We start from the raw sequence: 17,206 nt of genomic DNA on the forward strand, positions 1-17,206 counted from the left end.
CACATTTAGTTTAAATTCTAACATAATAACATGGGTGGCTTCACTTATTTAGTGTAAAATTTTTCCGAAAAAGTAAAATTAAATCAAAATTTAACAAAAAAAACAAAAAAGAAACATTGCATTCTCATTATTCAACGACGTGAAAAAACTGTAATAGTTTTTTTATTTCAGTAAATACCTATAAGATTATTGCTTTATGAAAGTTTTGTTAATTAAACTAATAATATAGATAATACAAGCGTAAAAAAGTCTATTAAAATCTTAATCCAACCCTTTAATCGGAGGTGCTAGCCATAGTGACAAAGCTTGAGTTTGATATTCATAACATACTCATTACAAAACATACGGATTATAAAGGCTATAAAATTAGATTTTCGATCGATCAACAGCATTATGTCCTTTTAGTCGGTAAAACAAATATATTATTTCCTTTGTCTCTAATTCATACTTTTAATGACAAAGGTACATGTAAGCTTTGCAATAAACTAGTTTTACCATCAAATATTAGTCAACAAGTTTGTCCAACATTATTTAATAGAAGAAAAGAATTATTAACTTATTTCCAAGAACATTATTCTGAACAATTTTAAACAGACTTAAAATGGCTTTTGACAATCATCGACCAAAGTAAAATAATAAATTAATAAAGAAATCGTGATAAAAAACTACTTTTTGGGTAGTTTTTATTTTTTTATGAAAATATTTAACGATAATGAGTCATAAAAATAGCATTTCGTCATATATTTTGTTGAAAACGGAGGTGCTATTACACATGGTGATTCAAGACTTAGATATTCAAAACGTAATAATTAGTAAGCTTGGAGGATACGACGGTTATAAAATAAGCTTTTCAGTTAATCATCAAAGCTACATATTATTAGCCGGAAAACAAAAAACGATTTTCCCTTTGTCTATTAAACATGCATTTATTGAAAAGGAAAAGTGTCAGTTTTGCAATAAACTTGTATTTAAATCTGCAATCAGCCAGCAAATTTGTTTAAATCTCCTTCTTAAAAAAAGCGATTTATTATCGTATTTTCAGCAAAAATATCCAGAACCATTTGAGCAAAAATAGGTTTTAAAGAAAACTGTCGAGGAAAAACCACTAAAAAGGTGGTTTTTTGTTTATAAAATGAGTACATATTAGTATTTAACCCTCCATGAATTCAAAATAGTTGATTAAGAATCGTAATAAATTAGTTAAAAAAACAATGTGGAAATACGATAATAATTGTTGTACTATTCTTGTAATTCTATTTTTATTGGGGGATATTTTCATGTCTAATTCTTTATTGACGACAAATACTATTTCTTTACAATTTTATAATGATCAATATGATGATCAATTAAAAAACTATTTTCTAGCTGATGAGCATCTAAAGTTCACTGGTCTGCCTATTGATAATATAGAGAAATGTGTAATAGAGGCTGATCGTCATGCGATTTTAATTTTGAGTAACAATGATGTTGCAGGATTTTTTGTTTTGCATGGTTGGGAAGGAGTTAGACAATATAGTGATAATACAAATGCAATTCTATTAAGGGCTTATTCTGTTGATACAAATTTTCAAGGAAAAGGGATTGCAAAACACTCTTTAAATTTATTGCCTTCTTTTGTAAAAGCGAATTTCCCTGAACGAGATGAAATCATTTTGGGCGTGAATCATAAAAATACTGCTGCACAGCATGTTTATTTAAAAAGCGGATTTATTGATAGCGGAAAGAGAGTAATGGGGAGAAAAGGTGAGCTCTTTATTATGCATATGGATCTAGTATAAGTATAGAAAGAGGGAAGATTGATGTACGGAGTTGTCGCGTTATTTGATGCAGAAACCGAACAAATTATTAAAGATATTTGGTCAGAGTTAAGAGAGAAATCGATTTCTTTCTATGCGGATGAAGTAGTAGATCGTAAACCGCATATTACTTTAGCAAGTTATCATAGTTTAGATAGAAAAAACTTCTTTGATCAATTTGATAAATTTTATGAGAATATGCCGGAGATAAATATTACGCTTAATTCAGTTGGTTCATTTCTAAATACTGGGACATTGTTTTTTTCACCAATTGTTTCAAGAGAGTTGATTGATTTTCATGAAGATTATCATACTTATTTTAAACAATTTAATGATAATCCAAATTCTATGTATTTGCCTGGTAAGTGGGTACCACATTGTACATTAGCTAATAGATTGTCACCGAACAAACTAGTAGAAGCGTATAATTATTGTTTACATCGAAATGACACATTGGCTGGGAAGTTACAAAAGGTTGCTATTATTGAATTGGTTAATAAAAATAATGTACCTATAATATATTCAAAGTATTTAAATCCGATAAATTAAGTTGAAAAACTCGTAAATCATTGCGAGTTTTTTAATTTTAAGGAAACTTGTTAATATAATTCAAGTATTAAATCAAGATAATGCACATTGTAAGTAATTGAATTTATTAATTGCTCTTATCCAACTCAAAAAGTGAACTGAAAATAACTCAATCGAGTTGTATTCAGTTCACTTTTTTTATTAATTTGAGTCGTTAAGACTCAATAAATGTTGATTTATTGGAGTTCTTTAATCCTGGCACGGTTATTGCAAGGTAAAAGATATAGGGGAAAAAATTAGGGAAATGAGAGGGGTTTTTGTAAATGACTTTTAATAAAGTACAAAATGCAACAACTGAAATCTTCGAAAGAACTTTAACGTATGATTTATACACTGATCCAAAGGTTTTAGAACAAGAACAAGAAAAAATCTTTTCAAAGACTTGGCAATTAGTTGGGCATGTTAGTCAGTTAGAAAATATTGGAGATTTCTTCACTGCCGAGGTAGCGGGTGAACCGATTATTGTAACTCGCGACAAGAATGAGGTTATTCAAGCTTTTTATAATGTATGTCCTCATCGAGCAACTAAGCTAGAGAAAAATGAGAGTGGAAATAAAAAAATTCTACAATGTGGTTACCATGGATGGACTTTTCATTTAGATGGTAAATTAAATAAAGCTCCTAACTTTAGAGGGGAAGATTTAGCTTGTGTATCAAATGCTTGTTTACGATCTGTAAGGATGGAAATTGCTGAGTCATTTATTTTCGTTAATTTAGATGATCAAGCTACGTCATTAATTGAGACATATGGAGACTTTTTTGAAAAGCTAAGTAAATTTCCTTTTTTAAGTGAATTAAAAAGAACGAGCAGTAAATCGAGAATAATTAAAGCAAACTGGAAAGCATTCATTGATAATTATTTAGAGTGTGATCATTGTCATGTAGCGCATCCGAGCTTTGTTGCTACGCTAGATATGAAAGACTATCAAATTATTACATGTCAAAATTATTCTGTTCAAGGTTCGGTCGTAAAAGCAAATAAGAAAATGGGATCATTAGATTTTAATGAAGTAGAAATGCAAGGTGGTACTTTCTATTGGTTATGGCCAAATTTAATGATGACCATTTATCCTGGCCCAGGAAATATTGCTACGATCCAAATGGTTCCTATCGACCATGAGACAACACTTGGAATCTATACTTACTATTTTAGAGATGAAAATTTAACACAAGAAGAAAAAGACTTAGTTGAATTTGCAGAAGTGGTACGAAATGAAGATGTTGAACTAGTTGAATTAGAACAAGTTGGATTCCGTTCACGAGCATTTAATAAAGGCTTTTATTCATCGTCAGAGAAAGCAATTGTACAGTTCCATGAAACGGTCCTAAGAGCTTTGGAGGAAGAATGATGATAAACAAAGTGAGTCCGATAAAAAAGCATTTATTTATTAATGGAGAAGAGGTACAAACAAAAGAGTATTCAAACCTCTATTCCCCTTACACTAGAGAAGTAATTTCAGAGATTGCTGTTGCAACTAAAGAACAAACAGAACAGGCTATTGAAGCAGCATATCAGTCGAAAGACGAGTTTGCTAGAATGCCTGCATTTTTGAGAGCACAAATTCTTGAAAATGTCGTACAGTTATTAAAAGAAAATTTTAATGAAGCAGCGGAAATTATTACAAGGGAAACTGCTAAACCAATTACATTTTCATTGGGAGAGGTAACGCGAACAATTGAAACATATAAATTTGCAGCAGAGGAAGCAAAGCGAATACATGGAGAAACAATTCCGTTTGATGCTGCGTCTGGTGGTATAGGAAGAGTAGGATATACAGTAAGAAATCCGATTGGTGTAATTGGAGCGATTACTCCATTTAACTTTCCTATGAATCTAGTGGCTCATAAAGTTGGTCCAGCGATTGCGTCTGGAAATACGGTGGTTTTAAAACCGGCATCGCAAACGCCGCTTTCGGCACTATTTATAGCTAAGCTATTCAAACAAGCTGGCTTACCGGATGGTGTATTAAACGTTGTAACGGGTCCTGGCCGTACAGTTGGCGATACGATTGTTGAAGATGATCGAGTAAACATGATTACATTTACTGGTAGTACTAGTGTTGGGATTAATATAAGAAATAAAGCAAAGCTAAAGAAAACAACGCTTGAACTTGGATCAAACGCTGCTGTCATTATAGATAAAAATATTAACATTGATAAAATTATTGATCGATGTATAATGGGTGCTTTTTCAAATCAAGGTCAAGTATGTATTTCTTTACAGAGAATTTTTGTTCATGAAGAGATTTATGAAGAATTTACTAATAAATTTGTAAAGGCAGCTAAACAATTAAAACTTGGTAATCCATTCGACCATGAAACATATCTTTCTTCATTAATAACACCAGATGAATTAGATCGAACGTTAAGCTGGATTGAAGAAGCTAAACAAAGCAATGCAACTATTCTAGCAGGTGGTAAAGCACAAGGAAATATACTAGAGCCAACAATTATTGCTAATTGTACACCTAGTTTAAAGGTTTCTTGTCAGGAAGTATTCGCTCCAATTGTAACGGTTACTAAGGTGAAATCAATCCGTGAAGCCATCTCCCACGTAAACAATTCACACTATGGGCTACAGGCTGGAATCTATACGGATAGCGTATCGAATGCACTACTTGCTTCAAACGAGCTCCATGTAGGTGCGGTAATCATTAATGATGTTCCAACGTTCCGAGTGGATAATATGCCTTATGGTGGTGTGAAGGAAAGCGGAACTGGAAGAGAAGGGATAAAGTTTGCAGTTGAAGAAATGACAGAGATGAAGCTAATTGTCTGGAATCAAAACTGAATTAAGTAAGGTAGGAGATATGGTATGAAAACACATAAAATAGCAGTTATTCCAGGGGATGGAATAGGGCCGGAAGTAATTAATGAAGGCGTGAAAGTTTTAAATAAAATAGCTAGTCTCGATCATACTTTTCAATTTGAATTTACGTCTTTCCCTTGGGGCTGTGAGTACTATGCGCGATACGGAAAAATGATGGATGATGATGGGATTGAAAGATTAAAAGAATTTGAAGCAATTTATTTAGGAGCTGTTGGATTTCCTGGTGTACCTGATCATATCTCATTGTGGGACTTGCTATTAAAAATTCGTAAGAGCTTCGATCAATACGTGAATATACGTCCTATAACTTTATTAAAAGGAGCACCGTGCCCTCTCGTTAATTTCAATTCTGAAGATATAAATATGTTATTCATCCGAGAGAATACAGAAGGTGAATATGCAGGTGCAGGAGATTGGCTATATAGAGGAAAAGAGAATGAAGTAGTTTTACAAAATAGCGTCTTTTCACGTAAAGGTACTGAACGAATCATTCGATATGCATTCGAAGTAGCCCAAAAACAAGGGAAAACATTAACAAGCATAAGTAAAGGTAATGCTCTAAATTACTCAATGGTATTTTGGGATCAACTATTTGATGAAGTGAGTAAAGAATATCCTTCAGTAAAAACATATTCTTATCTTGTTGATGCAGCTGCTATGCTCATGATTAAAGATCCAAAACGATTTGAGGTAGTAGTGACTTCTAATTTATTTGGTGATATTTTAACCGATCTAGGTGCGGCTATTGCAGGAGGTTTGGGACTTGCGGCTGGAGCAAACATAAATCCCGAGAGAGTATATCCATCGATGTTTGAACCAATTCATGGTTCAGCTCCAGATATAGCTGGAAAACAGTTATCAAATCCACTTGCAGCAATTTGGTCAGCTAGCCAGTTGCTCGATTATTTAGGGTATGAACAATATGGTAAGGTAATTCTTACCGCGATTGAACAATTATTAATTGAAAAAAATGTCTTAACGCCTGATTTAGGGGGTTCATCTTCCACTTCAGAAGTAGGGGATTGTATTGTTGAATTGATAGCTTCTAATATGAATGTTTTACAGACTCAAAAAAATTAATTATTTCAGACTGTTGTTAAACGCTCGCTTTCTTCGTTGCTTCGCCTGTTCAGCGCAGTGCTCATTACCGTCAAAGGTAACTCCACTCCTCACCTGGCTTCGCGGCTCGAAAGACAAGCGCTCGCAATCAGTCTGAAAAGCAAGTTTTTAGTACTTTGTCTACACAAAAAAAGGGAAATACTATAGAAGTATCTCCCTTTTAGTTTAATCAGTCAAAATCTATTCGTTTTTACAATACTTTTGGATTAATTTGTTTGCTTTTGTTTGACTTAAACCAAGATCCTTTGCAACTTTTCGAGAGCTCTTATGAATCCTGTAAGATTCGATAATCATTTTTTTCTCAGTTTCTTCCAAAATATTTTCCAATGAATTATCCTCTTGGATTGTAACTGGATGATTTTCAGGAATTAATTGCGACGGCAAATCAGACAATCGTATGACTGATTCGCTAGTAATAACAAGTCTTTCAATAATATTTTCAAGTTGTCTGATATTACCTGGCCATTGAAAAGCTTCAAAAGTATTTTTTACATTTGTTGAGAATGTGCGGTTCACTTTGTATTTATGATTGAATTTAGTTAAGAAATGATCAGCTAATATAGGAATATCTTTTTTTCTATTTCTAAGTGGAGGAATTTGAATATCAATTACATTTAATCGGTAAAATAGATCTTCTCTAAACTGTTTTGATTTTACCATTTCTAATAGATTACGGTTCGTCGCCGTAATAATACGAACGTCAACCTTTTTTAATTCTCTGCCACCTACTGAAAAAAAGCTACGATCTTGTAATACTTGGAGTAATTTTGCTTGGAATTTCAAAGAAATTTCTCCGATTTCGTCTAAAAAAATTGTTCCCTTATTTGCAGTTTCGAGTAAGCCAATTTTACCATTCTTTAAGGCTCCTGTGAATGCGCCCGTTGCATAGCCAAATAGTTCAGATTCCAATAAATCTTCTGGAATGGCAGCACAATTAATGGCGAGAAAAGGACCGGCATTCCGATTACTTAAATCATGAATATATTTTGCTAGTACACCTTTTCCTGTTCCCGATTCACCTTGAATTAAAATATTTGTATCAACAGGAGCAATCTTTTTACAAAATTCAATGATATTTGTCATTTCTTCGTCAATTGTTAAAAATCCATTTGAATTAAAATGTTTGCTCGAATCAAGCATTTCATAAGTGTTATTATGAATTATAGAAATATAATTCTTTTCGCGAGATGTAATAAAAATGAAATCTAATTTTTTATTAATAGGATTGAAAATTGGAATGGCAGTTGTTACTAATTCTTTACCAGTATGTGTAGTCTGATTGATTGTAACGGTATTATTTTTCTCTAAAACTATTGGAATAATTGAAGGGGTCCAATACCCTTTTTCCAAAAAAATGTCATTATGTTTTCCTATAATTTCGTTCTGTCGTAAACCGTAATGTTGCTCGCACATTTTATTAACATAAATGATTTCAAGATTTCGGTTTAAAATATAAATTTCATCTGAAGAATAGTTTAAAATATTTAGCAACACTTCTTTATCAAATTCTAGTATTTCTGAAAGATTAGAATAACTTTTCATCATTTATGCTCCTTTATTAAGCGCTTACAATAAGAGAGTAAGATTTTACTATTTTATAAAACGAGTTTAACATAAGTCTATAAAATATTAACAGAATTTTTTAAATAATCAACTTAAAGACAAGGAGGAAACGGAATGAAATATTTAGCAATTTTTTTAACTATTTTTGCTTTCATAGGATCATTAAGTGTTGTGAATCGAGTGGAGCCTTACATATTAGGATTACCATTTATTGTATTTTGGTCTGCGAGTTGGTTAGTAATCACATCTGTTTGCCTTTTTATTAGTAATGCAATATTAGAGAAACAGGAGGAAAATCAATGAGCATTCTATTAATTGGAATTACGTTTCTAATAGCTCTTTATTTAGGTATCCGTGCCCGAAGAGGAAGAGAAATGAATATGGAATCATGGGTAGTCGGGGATCGGAATTTTGGTAGTATTGTCATGTTCGTCCTTATGGCAGGTGAAATGTTTACAACGTTTATTTTCTTAGGAGCTAGTAGTGCATCTTATTCAATGGGTGGTCCAGTAATCTATATTTTCTGTGCTGTTACTTATATTATTCCATTTTGGATCTTACCTCATATTTGGCGCTATGCAAAAAAACATAATTTATTAACACAGCCAGATTTCTTTGTTAAAAAATATAATAGTAAATCATTAGGACTACTTGTTGCACTAGTTGGAGTTGTTTCAATTGTTCCATATATGGTCCTCCAACTAAATGGAATAAAAATAATAGTATCTGAAGCTTCCTACGGCGCTATTTCTCCAAATTTAGCAGTGTGGATTGGTGTAATTGTTGTAACAATCTTTGTTTATATTTCAGGAATTCATGGTTCAGCATTTACAGCTATATTAAAAGATATTTTGATGCTCATAACAATTTTGTTTTTAGGGATTTATTTACCTTTCCATTTTTACGGTGGTGTAGAACCGATGTTTAGAACATTAGATGCCGCTAAACCCGGGTTCCTATTATTACCTAAGTCTGGCTATAGTATCTCATGGTATGTATCAGTTTGTTTAATTATTGCGCTCGGTCAATATATGTGGCCGCATGTTTTCGGAGCAAGTCTATCATCAAAGGACTCACAAACATTACGTAAAAATGCGGCACTTATACCTCTTTATCAAATTTTGATGGTTTTTATTCTTTTTATTGGTTTTACTGCACTTTTACAAATGCCACATATACCAGATGGACGTACTGATTTAGTTTTATTCGAAATTGCTAAAGCAACACTTCCGCCTTGGTTTATTGGTGTAATTGGCTCGGCTGGTTTACTAGCAGCTTTAGTTCCTAGTTCGTTGTTATTATTAACTGCCTCAACCTTACTTTCTAAAAATATTTATAAAGCAATAAAACCGGAAACAAGCGATGCAAAGTTAGCAGGACTTACAAGAATTTTAGTCCCGATCATTGCTTTAATCGCATTATTTTTTACATTTTATGGTGGAAAAACAATGCTTTCTCTTTTATTAATGGCATATAGCTTCGTCTTACAATTATTCCCTGCACTAATTGTTACGTTCTTTAAACGTAATCCAGTTACAAAAATAGGAGCAGTTGCAGGGATACTATCTGGACTAGTTACAGTAGCATACGTAACAATAAAAAATACAACTTTTGGAACAATATTCCCTCATGCTCCTCAATTTTTGAAAGATTTTGATTCAGGATTTATTGCATTCACGATTAATATTGTCTTTATGTTTGGAGTTAGTGGAATTACTTATTTAATAAAAATAAGACCAAGAGTGAGACAAGAAACTATAAAGGAACAATGGTGAGAAGATGAAAATTATATGTATCGGTGATAGCCTTACAGAAGGCTTAGGAATCTCGAAAGTTGATGCATGGCCAACTATTCTTCAAAATGAATTATCAGTCGAGATTATTAATAAAGGGATTTCAGGAGATACAAGTACTGGAATGCTGTCACGATTTTACCATGATGTCATATTAAATAATCCATCACACGTTATTATTTGTGCAGGTGGAAATGATTTGTGGTGGGATGTTGAAATAAACTATATACTTTCAAATATTTATTCGATGGTAAAGCAAGCAATGCACAATGGTATTCAACCTATTTTAGCAATCCATCCACCAATCCATATAGATCATATCAATCATGAAGAAGTGTGGGAACCGATTGCTGGTTTTGATACATTTGTGTTGAAGGCACAAGAGTTAGCTAATCGAATCGAGAAAATGGTAAAAGTGAATCAATTTAATCTCATTGATTTTCGAATTCCATTTCAACAACATAAGAATCTAAACTCGGAGTTTTTTGAAGGTACTGATGGCGTTCATCCAAATGAACTTGGTCATAATGCTTTAGCAAAACAGGCATATCAATCGATTATCGAGTTATGATGGTTTAAGGCCTAAAAAGAACGGATAGCTAAGGCTATCCGTTTCAGACTGTTGACAAACGCTCGCTTTCTTCGTTGCTTCGCCTGTCTGTGGTGCTCATTACCGTCAAAGGTAACTCCGCTCCTCACCAGGCTTCGCGCCTCGAAAGTCAAGCGCTTGCAATCAGTCTGAAAATCAGATTTTTAGGACTTTGTCTACACACTAGAACGGATAGCTAAGCTATCCGTTTTTTATTTTGGAAAAGAAGCAATAGGCTTGGGGCTCTAATAAAATTTCTTGAACTTCTTAGTTCACTGTATCAATTGCTTTTAGTTCATAAACCATATAAGTATTCTTATTCCGCCATTCAATGCTTTGAATAACAGCTACTCCAAAAGGTTTTTCATCATTCTTTCGGGAGACATTGATTGGTGTATCAATAGGAAATAAATGGTACCCGTTAAGTTCTAAAGAGAATAGATTGTTTTCTTGTCTAACGGCGTGATCGTTCGTTACAATTAACCAATTAAATTCAAATGGCATACTCATATTTTGAAAACTCCTTAAATTGAATAGATATAATATTTAATATAGAAAGAATTAAACACTTAAAAATATCTTAATATATTTTGGTTGTGAACACAAAAAGGGGATTGTATGAAAGTCTATAAGAGAGATGGGGACTATCAATGAATAAGAAGCGTAGTAATCAAGTCCGTTTAAGCGGTGGGCTTCAAAATGATGTTTTTTTTGATGAAGAATATAATAAGGTGGTTAGAAAGTCTAAATTAGGAAGAACAAAAGAAATGGTGTTACAGGAAATTCAGTTTATAAATTTTTTACATATGCAAGAAGTAAATGTCCCAAGAGTGGATCATAATCTAGGAAAAGAAGATGAAAGAGTCATAACTTATTTTGAGTATATTAATGGCGAACTAATTGATGTTACAAATCCTAATCATTGGAACATACAACTGTTTGAACAATGGGGTAAAGAATTGGGGAAGATGCACTCTTTAGTCAAGAAGTATAAATTAAGTGAAGTACATCGTCCTGTATGGTCACCTAATCGTGTTGATGTTTTTGGGATTAGAGATCAGTTAGTTCCTACTATGAAAGAGATTTATGATAAACACATGGAAAAGCTATTACAATTTCAAGTGAAATCCGATACATTTGGGCTTATTCATAATGATTTTCATCAAGGGAATATAATTCTAGTTGGTAATACGCCCTTTATAATCGATTTTGATGATTGTGCATTTAATTGGTTCGCACAGGATATTGCTACAGCTTTTTATCATGCATATTGGCAACAGAACTCTTTTAACCAAATGAATGAACAGTTTATTAAGACTTTTTTGACGCGCTTTTTTAAAGGATATAAACTAGAAAACTTACTTCATAATGACATAGTAAAACAAATCCCAGTTTTTCTTAAATTGAGAGAAATATTTTTGTACCATTTATTTGTTCAAAAATGGGATTTGAATCGATTAGAGGAATGGCAAAAATATACACTTATTGATTTAGAAAATAAGATTAATAATGATCTACCATATGCAAATATCACAGATTTTTCGATATATCAATAAAGGAAGCACAACCAGGATTTTTAATGTAGTTTTATACTTTTTATAAAAGCTAAAAACATAGGATAGCTCTAGTTATTATAGACTGGCTATCCTTTTAATTTTTTAAAACTTTTACAAATACTCAAAAACGTGTGGTCATTGATTCGCTTATTCGACTATATAATAAAACAAACAGTATTTTTTGTAGTTGCTTTATTGGAAGGGGCTGATGTTTATGCGAAGAAATAAGAATGCGGCTCTTATTGTAATTTTATGGTTATGCATGGTGCTTTTTATAGTTGTAAATGCAATACGTCATATTCGAGTATATATGGTTTACAGTTCAGGCTTAATGCCTTTTATTGTTTGTGGAATGATTATCTTTGCGATTATTATCCTTTATGTAAGAGGGGCGAAACAGCGGAGATAGACATAATGATCTAAAATTACTCTTGTGACGAGTGGGATTTTAATATGTAACCATTGAATAGAAGAGAATAAAAAGGCTTTACTTTTAATGAGGAAAAAGAATTTAAGATTAAAGTAAGCTTATGGGGGTTCCATTGGTCACAGAGGGTGACATATGGTAGCCCTTTTTTTATTTGAACAGTTTTAAGATCTGAAAGTTGTTAATAGTGGGCTATCTTAGCAAATTATCCTCACTTCTATAGATAATTAGCGGGTTCTATCAATTTTTTATTCAATATAGAAAGATTAATAGCAAATTGGCAGTTTTCTATTTTTGAAGGTACCTGTTTTTATAAGTTTTAGGTTAAAGTACCCTTACTAGTATAGTTATTATTTTATTTTAATTGCGGTTCCTTGTAATTTAATTGCAGATTAGCTAATTTTAATTAGAATTACTTAGAATTTAATTGCAGATTTGTCAAATTAAATTGCGATTCCCGGAATTTAATTGCACTTTCAGCTCTGATATTATTCAACACTACTCATCTCTTAAATGAAAATAGGAGGGTCCCAATAAATGAATCCTCCTGCTTTTATTTATTCTGTAATTACCAGATTTGTATTTGTCTTATTAAATTTAGAAATAAAACTTTTATTTATATGAGAATCAGTAATGATATAATCAATTTTTTCAAGCGGTGCTATGTGAACAGTGACATTCTTACCGAATTTTGTGCTGTCAGCTGCTACATAATTAAGGTTGGATAACTCAATTATTTTCTTCCTTGTAAATGCCTCTTCTAAATTATAATCGGAAATTCCTTTTTCAATTGTAATTCCACTTGCGCATATAAACGTCTTTAGAATATTTAATTCGTTAAAATTAAATAAGTAATCGTACGTAACGACTGATTGTTCATTTCGTCTAATTTTACCGCCGATTATGATCAATTCAATCGAACTATTCATTAACTCATTGATGATTGGAATCGAATTCGTAACGACTGTTAAATTCTTTTTATCTTTAATATATTTCGCAATTTGTAGTGTAGTAGAGCCACTATCTAAATAAATACAATCTCCATCTTCAATGTGTTCAGCGCATTTGACAGCAATCTTTTCTTTTTCCTCTAAGTGACTTACCATTCTTTCTTCCATTGATGATTCAAAAAACTTCGATTCAGCTATTTTTGCACCGCCATATATTTTCTCTATTTTGCCTTGCTTTTCAAGTAAATTTAAATCTCTACGTAAAGTATCAGTTGATATATTTAGAGCTTCAGTTAGCTCAGTTATTTTTAATACGTTATTTACCTTTAATAAATCGATTATTTTTTGTTGTCTTTCAAGTGGAAACATAACCTCACCCATTCAGTAATTTAATGTTATTTGCTTACAGTTTAATTGAAATGAATACACATTTTCAATAGTAGAAATGCAAATGTTTGATTAAAAAAATGTAAATATGTGCACAAGTTATGCAAAACTTACGTATAATTTACATATTATTTACTTAAAAAGCTAATTGGATTTACATATGAATTTTATACTAAGGTTGTACTTAAGGAGGTGAACAGTTTGCTGAAACTACAAAACGTTAGCAAACAGTTTGATAAAAAAGTCGTATTATCTGATATAAATCTCGACATAAAAACCGGAGAAATCGTGTCATTACTAGGTCCAAGTGGAAGTGGAAAAACAACTTTACTAAATCTAATCCTAGGTCTAACGCAAATGGATCAAGGTCAAATAATATTCAATGATGCAGATATTACTAAAACGCCAATGAAAAATAGAGGATTCAATATTGTTTTCCAAGATTATGCACTTTTTCCTAACTTGAATTCTTATGAAAATATTGTTTATGGATTAAGGAATAAGAAAGGTCTTGTATCGGATCAAGAATTACAGGAATATATTGATTTCTTAGAATTAAAGCCTCATTTAAATAAGAAAATAGGAGAGTTATCTGGGGGTCAGAAACAAAGAGTTGCTCTTGCTAGAACATTAGTAACGAAGCCAAAAATTTTACTATTAGATGAACCTTTAAGTGCGCTAGATGGCGTCATAAAAGAATCAATTAAAGAACGAATTAAATCGATTGCAAGAGAATTTAAACTAACAACTATCATCGTAACTCACGATCCAGAAGAAGCATTAACATTATCAGATAAAATTTTAATTATTAATGAAGGTAAAATTTCACAATTTGGTACGCCAAGCGAAATCATAAACGAACCAAATAATCGATTTGTTGAAGAGTTTATATTAAAGCAACTTCAAATTAAGAGACATAATATTTACAACTTGTTTGGTGAGAAATATGCATAAAGTTAAACCGGAAATGCGAATTATTTATTTAGCAATATTCATATTATTTGTCTCATTTCTATTAGTACCATTAATCACATTATTTTATCGCTCATTCGAAACGGATTATGGTTTTGGAATTAATAATTATATAACAATACTGTCAGATAAAAACCTAGTACAAGCAATTGGAAATAGTATTAAGGTTTCTACTATTACTGCTTGTATCAGTACAGTCTTAGCTTTTATTCTGGCATATTCAATTAACTGTACGAAATTGATTCGACCTTTAAAAGGATTTATGAAAGTCGTTATTCTCATTCCAATGTTACTTCCAACGATCACATATGGATTTGCGATTATTTATTCCTTTGGTCAACAAGGTTTAATTACAAAATTAATAGGAAAAAATCTATTCGAAATTTATGGATTTAATGGATTACTAATTGGATATGTAATTTATACATTACCAGCTGCATTTCTATTAATTAATAATTCTTTTAAATATATTGATAAAAAATTTATGGTTGTTTCTGAATTGATGGGTGACGGACCATTTAGAAGCTTCAAAAATACAATTATTCGCCCATTACTTGGAACGCTTGGTGGAGCTTTTGTTCTTTCCTTTATTTTAAGCTTCACAGATTACGGTATACCGGCTTCTGTGGGTGGTACATATTACGTTGTAGCTACCCAGCTATATCAAGTTATGCTTGGATCAATTCCTAATTTTAATAATGGTGCAGTTATTGCAGTATTGATGCTAGTTCCAGCTGTATTTGGTGTTTTATTGCTAAACTATCTTGAAAAATTCAATTTTCATTATGATAAGTTTACAAACGTTGAAATGATTTCCAACAAGGTTCGAGATATTTGTTTCGGGATCATTTCTACAATCATTTTAGTTGGTATTCTTTCAGTATTTGCAGTAATGTTCATCATACCATTTTTTATTAGTTATCCATTTAAATTAACTTTTTCGCTACAACATTTCGTAGATGCTTTTCAATCTACAGATTTAATTGGAGTTTATAAAAACTCGTTATATGTTTCAGTAGTAACAGCAATTCTAGGAACTCTTGTTGCATATAGCTCGGCACTATTAAATGTGAGAACAGCTATAAAAAGTAAATCTAAGCTAGTCATTGATTTAATTTCGATGCTAACAAACACTGTTCCAGGAATGGTTTTAGGTTTATCGTATTTACTATTTTTCAATAATAGTAGTTTAAAAGGAACATTTGCAATTATCATTCTTTGCAACATCGTTCATTTCTTTACTACACCATATTTATTAGCGAAAAACTCATTATCTAAAATGAATCCTGGTTGGGAGACAACTGGAGAATTAATGGGGGATTCCTGGTTTAAAACAATTTACAGAGTTGTCTTACCGAACTCTAAGTCAACAGTTTTTGAAATGATTAGTTACTATTTTATCAATTCAATGGTAACGGTAAGTGGGATCATATTCTTAATAACAGCTGAAACTTCTTTAGTTGCAAGCAAAATAAAAGAACTTCAGCACTTCCAAAAATATGATGAAATATTTGTATTATCGCTATTAATCTTTTTTACGAACTTAATCGTTAAATTCATTTGCGACTATTTTCAACGGAAAAGTGTTATTCAGGGATAATCAATAATTTATAAAAAATTAAAATAAGAGAGGTTATTTCAAATGTTTAAGAAATTCAAAGGGATTGTGTTGTCATTATTCGCATTATGTTTAGTTTTTTCATTAACTGCATGTAATAGTTCTAAAACAAATGCCTCAGGAAAAGTTGTTATTTATACGAATGGTGATGAAGAAGCCATTACATCAATGGAAAGTGCATTGAAAAAAGCAGGTTATGAAGGAAAATACGTATTCCAAACATTTGGTACTTCTGAATTAGGTGGAAAACTTATGGCTGAAGGCGATAAAATCGAGGCAAATTTAGTAACAATGAGTTCATACTTTTTAGACAGTGCTCAGGAAAAACACAATATGTTTGAAGACTTAACATTTAAAACAAATTCTTTAGAGAAATATCCTTCATTTTATACACCAATTTTAGCTAACACAGGATCAATTTTTGTAAATACAAAAGTAATGAAAGAAAAAGGCTTACCGATGCCAACATCAATTAAAGATTTAGCAAAACCAGAATTTAAAGGTTTAGTATCAATTCCAAATATCATGGATTCTTCAACTGGATGGTTATTAATTCAAGCGATTATTACTCAGTATGGTGAAGTAGAAGGTAAAACAATTTTACATGATTTAATCGCAAACTGTGGTCCACATTTAGAGAGCTCAGGTTCAGGTCCAATTAAGAAGGTAGAAGCTGGAGAAGTTGCAGCAGGTATCGGATTACGTCACCAAGCAGTGTTAGATAAAAATTCAGGTTTACCAATTGACTACGTAGATCCAACAGAAGGAAACTTCTCACTAACTGAATCAGTTGCAGTTGTTAAAAAAGATAAGAAATCAAATGAATTAGCAATGAAAATGGCAGAAGTAATTATTAAAGATGCTCGTAAAGATTTAATTAAAAATTACCCAGTTGCTTTATACAAAGGCGAAACCGTTAGCGACGAGCATAAACCAGCTCATTCTATGAAATTTAGTCAACCATTAACAGTTAAATTATTAGAAGAGCACCAACAGTTCTTTAATGCAGCAAAATAAT

18 protein-coding genes are annotated in these 17,206 nt (G+C 31.7%); 15 read left to right on the top strand and 3 right to left on the bottom strand.

All coding sequences use genetic code 11. From position 1 onward, the window contains the following. Window positions 1-296: 296 nt before the first annotated feature. The 7 genes from BM319_RS19225 to BM319_RS19255 all read left to right on the top strand — a co-directional run bounded on the left by BM319_RS19225 (window position 297) and on the right by BM319_RS19255 (window position 6,294). Window positions 297-590: a hypothetical protein gene (locus BM319_RS19225; RefSeq protein ID WP_069033348.1), complete on the top strand. Its 294-nt coding sequence runs from the start codon at window positions 297-299 to the stop codon at window positions 588-590. A 182-nt stretch (window positions 591-772) separates the two neighbouring features. Next, a complete protein-coding gene (locus tag BM319_RS19230) occupies window positions 773-1,075 on the top strand; it encodes a hypothetical protein (protein ID WP_091024243.1) in 303 nt (100 codons plus the stop codon). 202 nt (window positions 1,076-1,277) lie between these two features. Next, on the top strand, window positions 1,278-1,778 hold the full coding sequence (locus BM319_RS19235; protein ID WP_069033346.1) for a GNAT family N-acetyltransferase: 501 nt from the start codon (window positions 1,278-1,280) through the stop codon (window positions 1,776-1,778). 21 nt (window positions 1,779-1,799) lie between these two features. Then, window positions 1,800-2,345 carry a 2'-5' RNA ligase family protein gene (locus tag BM319_RS19240; protein WP_069033345.1) on the top strand — a complete coding sequence of 182 codons (546 nt, stop codon included), beginning with the start codon at window positions 1,800-1,802 and terminating at the stop codon, window positions 2,343-2,345. Window positions 2,346-2,647: 302 nt separating this feature from the next. Then, window positions 2,648-3,733: an aromatic ring-hydroxylating oxygenase subunit alpha gene (locus BM319_RS19245; RefSeq protein ID WP_091024244.1), complete on the top strand. Its 1,086-nt coding sequence runs from the start codon at window positions 2,648-2,650 to the stop codon at window positions 3,731-3,733. Further along, complete coding sequence (locus BM319_RS19250; protein ID WP_091024246.1) at window positions 3,733-5,175, top strand: aldehyde dehydrogenase family protein; 1,443 nt, start codon at window positions 3,733-3,735, stop codon at window positions 5,173-5,175. The genes BM319_RS19245 and BM319_RS19250 overlap by 1 nt, the downstream gene beginning before the upstream one ends. Before the next feature lie 24 nt (window positions 5,176-5,199). Further along, window positions 5,200-6,294 (top strand): tartrate dehydrogenase, encoded by a 1,095-nt coding sequence (locus tag BM319_RS19255; RefSeq protein ID WP_091024248.1) that lies wholly within the window; start codon window positions 5,200-5,202, stop codon window positions 6,292-6,294. A 219-nt stretch (window positions 6,295-6,513) separates the two neighbouring features. Here BM319_RS19255 and BM319_RS19260 read toward each other — a convergent pair whose 3' ends face one another. Continuing rightward, a complete protein-coding gene (locus BM319_RS19260; protein WP_069033341.1) occupies window positions 6,514-7,875 on the bottom strand; it encodes a sigma-54 interaction domain-containing protein in 1,362 nt (453 codons plus the stop codon). A gap of 135 nt (window positions 7,876-8,010) precedes the next feature. Here BM319_RS19260 and BM319_RS19265 point away from each other — a divergent pair, with 135 nt between their 5' ends. From BM319_RS19265 to BM319_RS19275, 3 genes are read left to right on the top strand one after another with little or no spacing between them, the layout of a single operon-like run. Continuing rightward, complete coding sequence (locus BM319_RS19265) at window positions 8,011-8,199, top strand: DUF3311 domain-containing protein (RefSeq protein WP_069033340.1); 189 nt, start codon at window positions 8,011-8,013, stop codon at window positions 8,197-8,199. Then, window positions 8,196-9,671 (top strand): sodium:solute symporter family protein, encoded by a 1,476-nt coding sequence (locus tag BM319_RS19270; protein WP_069033339.1) that lies wholly within the window; start codon window positions 8,196-8,198, stop codon window positions 9,669-9,671. The genes BM319_RS19265 and BM319_RS19270 overlap by 4 nt, the downstream gene beginning before the upstream one ends. 4 nt (window positions 9,672-9,675) lie before the next feature. Then, complete coding sequence (locus BM319_RS19275; protein ID WP_091024249.1) at window positions 9,676-10,260, top strand: GDSL-type esterase/lipase family protein; 585 nt, start codon at window positions 9,676-9,678, stop codon at window positions 10,258-10,260. Window positions 10,261-10,545: 285 nt separating this feature from the next. Here the strand turns inward: BM319_RS19275 and BM319_RS19280 are convergent, their stop codons facing one another. Then, the gene (locus tag BM319_RS19280; protein WP_069033337.1) at window positions 10,546-10,788 is read right to left on the bottom strand and encodes a DUF2584 family protein; all 243 of its coding nucleotides are present in this window, start codon (window positions 10,786-10,788) and stop codon (window positions 10,546-10,548) included. A gap of 140 nt (window positions 10,789-10,928) precedes the next feature. Here BM319_RS19280 and BM319_RS19285 point away from each other — a divergent pair, with 140 nt between their 5' ends. Beyond that, window positions 10,929-11,834 (top strand): phosphotransferase enzyme family protein, encoded by a 906-nt coding sequence (locus BM319_RS19285; protein WP_091024251.1) that lies wholly within the window; start codon window positions 10,929-10,931, stop codon window positions 11,832-11,834. A gap of 214 nt (window positions 11,835-12,048) precedes the next feature. Next, the gene (locus BM319_RS19290) at window positions 12,049-12,243 is read left to right on the top strand and encodes a hypothetical protein (protein WP_069033336.1); all 195 of its coding nucleotides are present in this window, start codon (window positions 12,049-12,051) and stop codon (window positions 12,241-12,243) included. A gap of 575 nt (window positions 12,244-12,818) precedes the next feature. Here the strand turns inward: BM319_RS19290 and BM319_RS19295 are convergent. Further along, window positions 12,819-13,580 (bottom strand): DeoR/GlpR family DNA-binding transcription regulator, encoded by a 762-nt coding sequence (locus BM319_RS19295; protein ID WP_091024253.1) that lies wholly within the window; start codon window positions 13,578-13,580, stop codon window positions 12,819-12,821. Window positions 13,581-13,799: 219 nt separating this feature from the next. Here BM319_RS19295 and BM319_RS19300 point away from each other — a divergent pair, with 219 nt between their 5' ends. The 3 genes from BM319_RS19300 to BM319_RS19310 are packed head-to-tail and all read left to right on the top strand — an operon-like array spanning window position 13,800 to window position 17,205. Then, complete coding sequence (locus BM319_RS19300) at window positions 13,800-14,552, top strand: ABC transporter ATP-binding protein (protein WP_091024255.1); 753 nt, start codon at window positions 13,800-13,802, stop codon at window positions 14,550-14,552. Further along, complete coding sequence (locus BM319_RS19305; protein ID WP_069033333.1) at window positions 14,545-16,170, top strand: ABC transporter permease subunit; 1,626 nt, start codon at window positions 14,545-14,547, stop codon at window positions 16,168-16,170. Before BM319_RS19300 ends, BM319_RS19305 begins: the two co-directional genes overlap by 8 nt. 42 nt (window positions 16,171-16,212) lie before the next feature. Next, entirely contained in the window at window positions 16,213-17,205 is a 993-nt protein-coding gene (locus tag BM319_RS19310; RefSeq protein ID WP_069033332.1) for an extracellular solute-binding protein, read from the top strand. The last annotated feature ends 1 nt before the right edge of the window (window position 17,206 follow it).

The organism is Bacillus sp. UNCCL81, assembly GCF_900112535.1.
Lineage (GTDB): Bacteria > Bacillota > Bacilli > Bacillales > Bacillaceae_G > Gottfriedia > Gottfriedia luciferensis_B.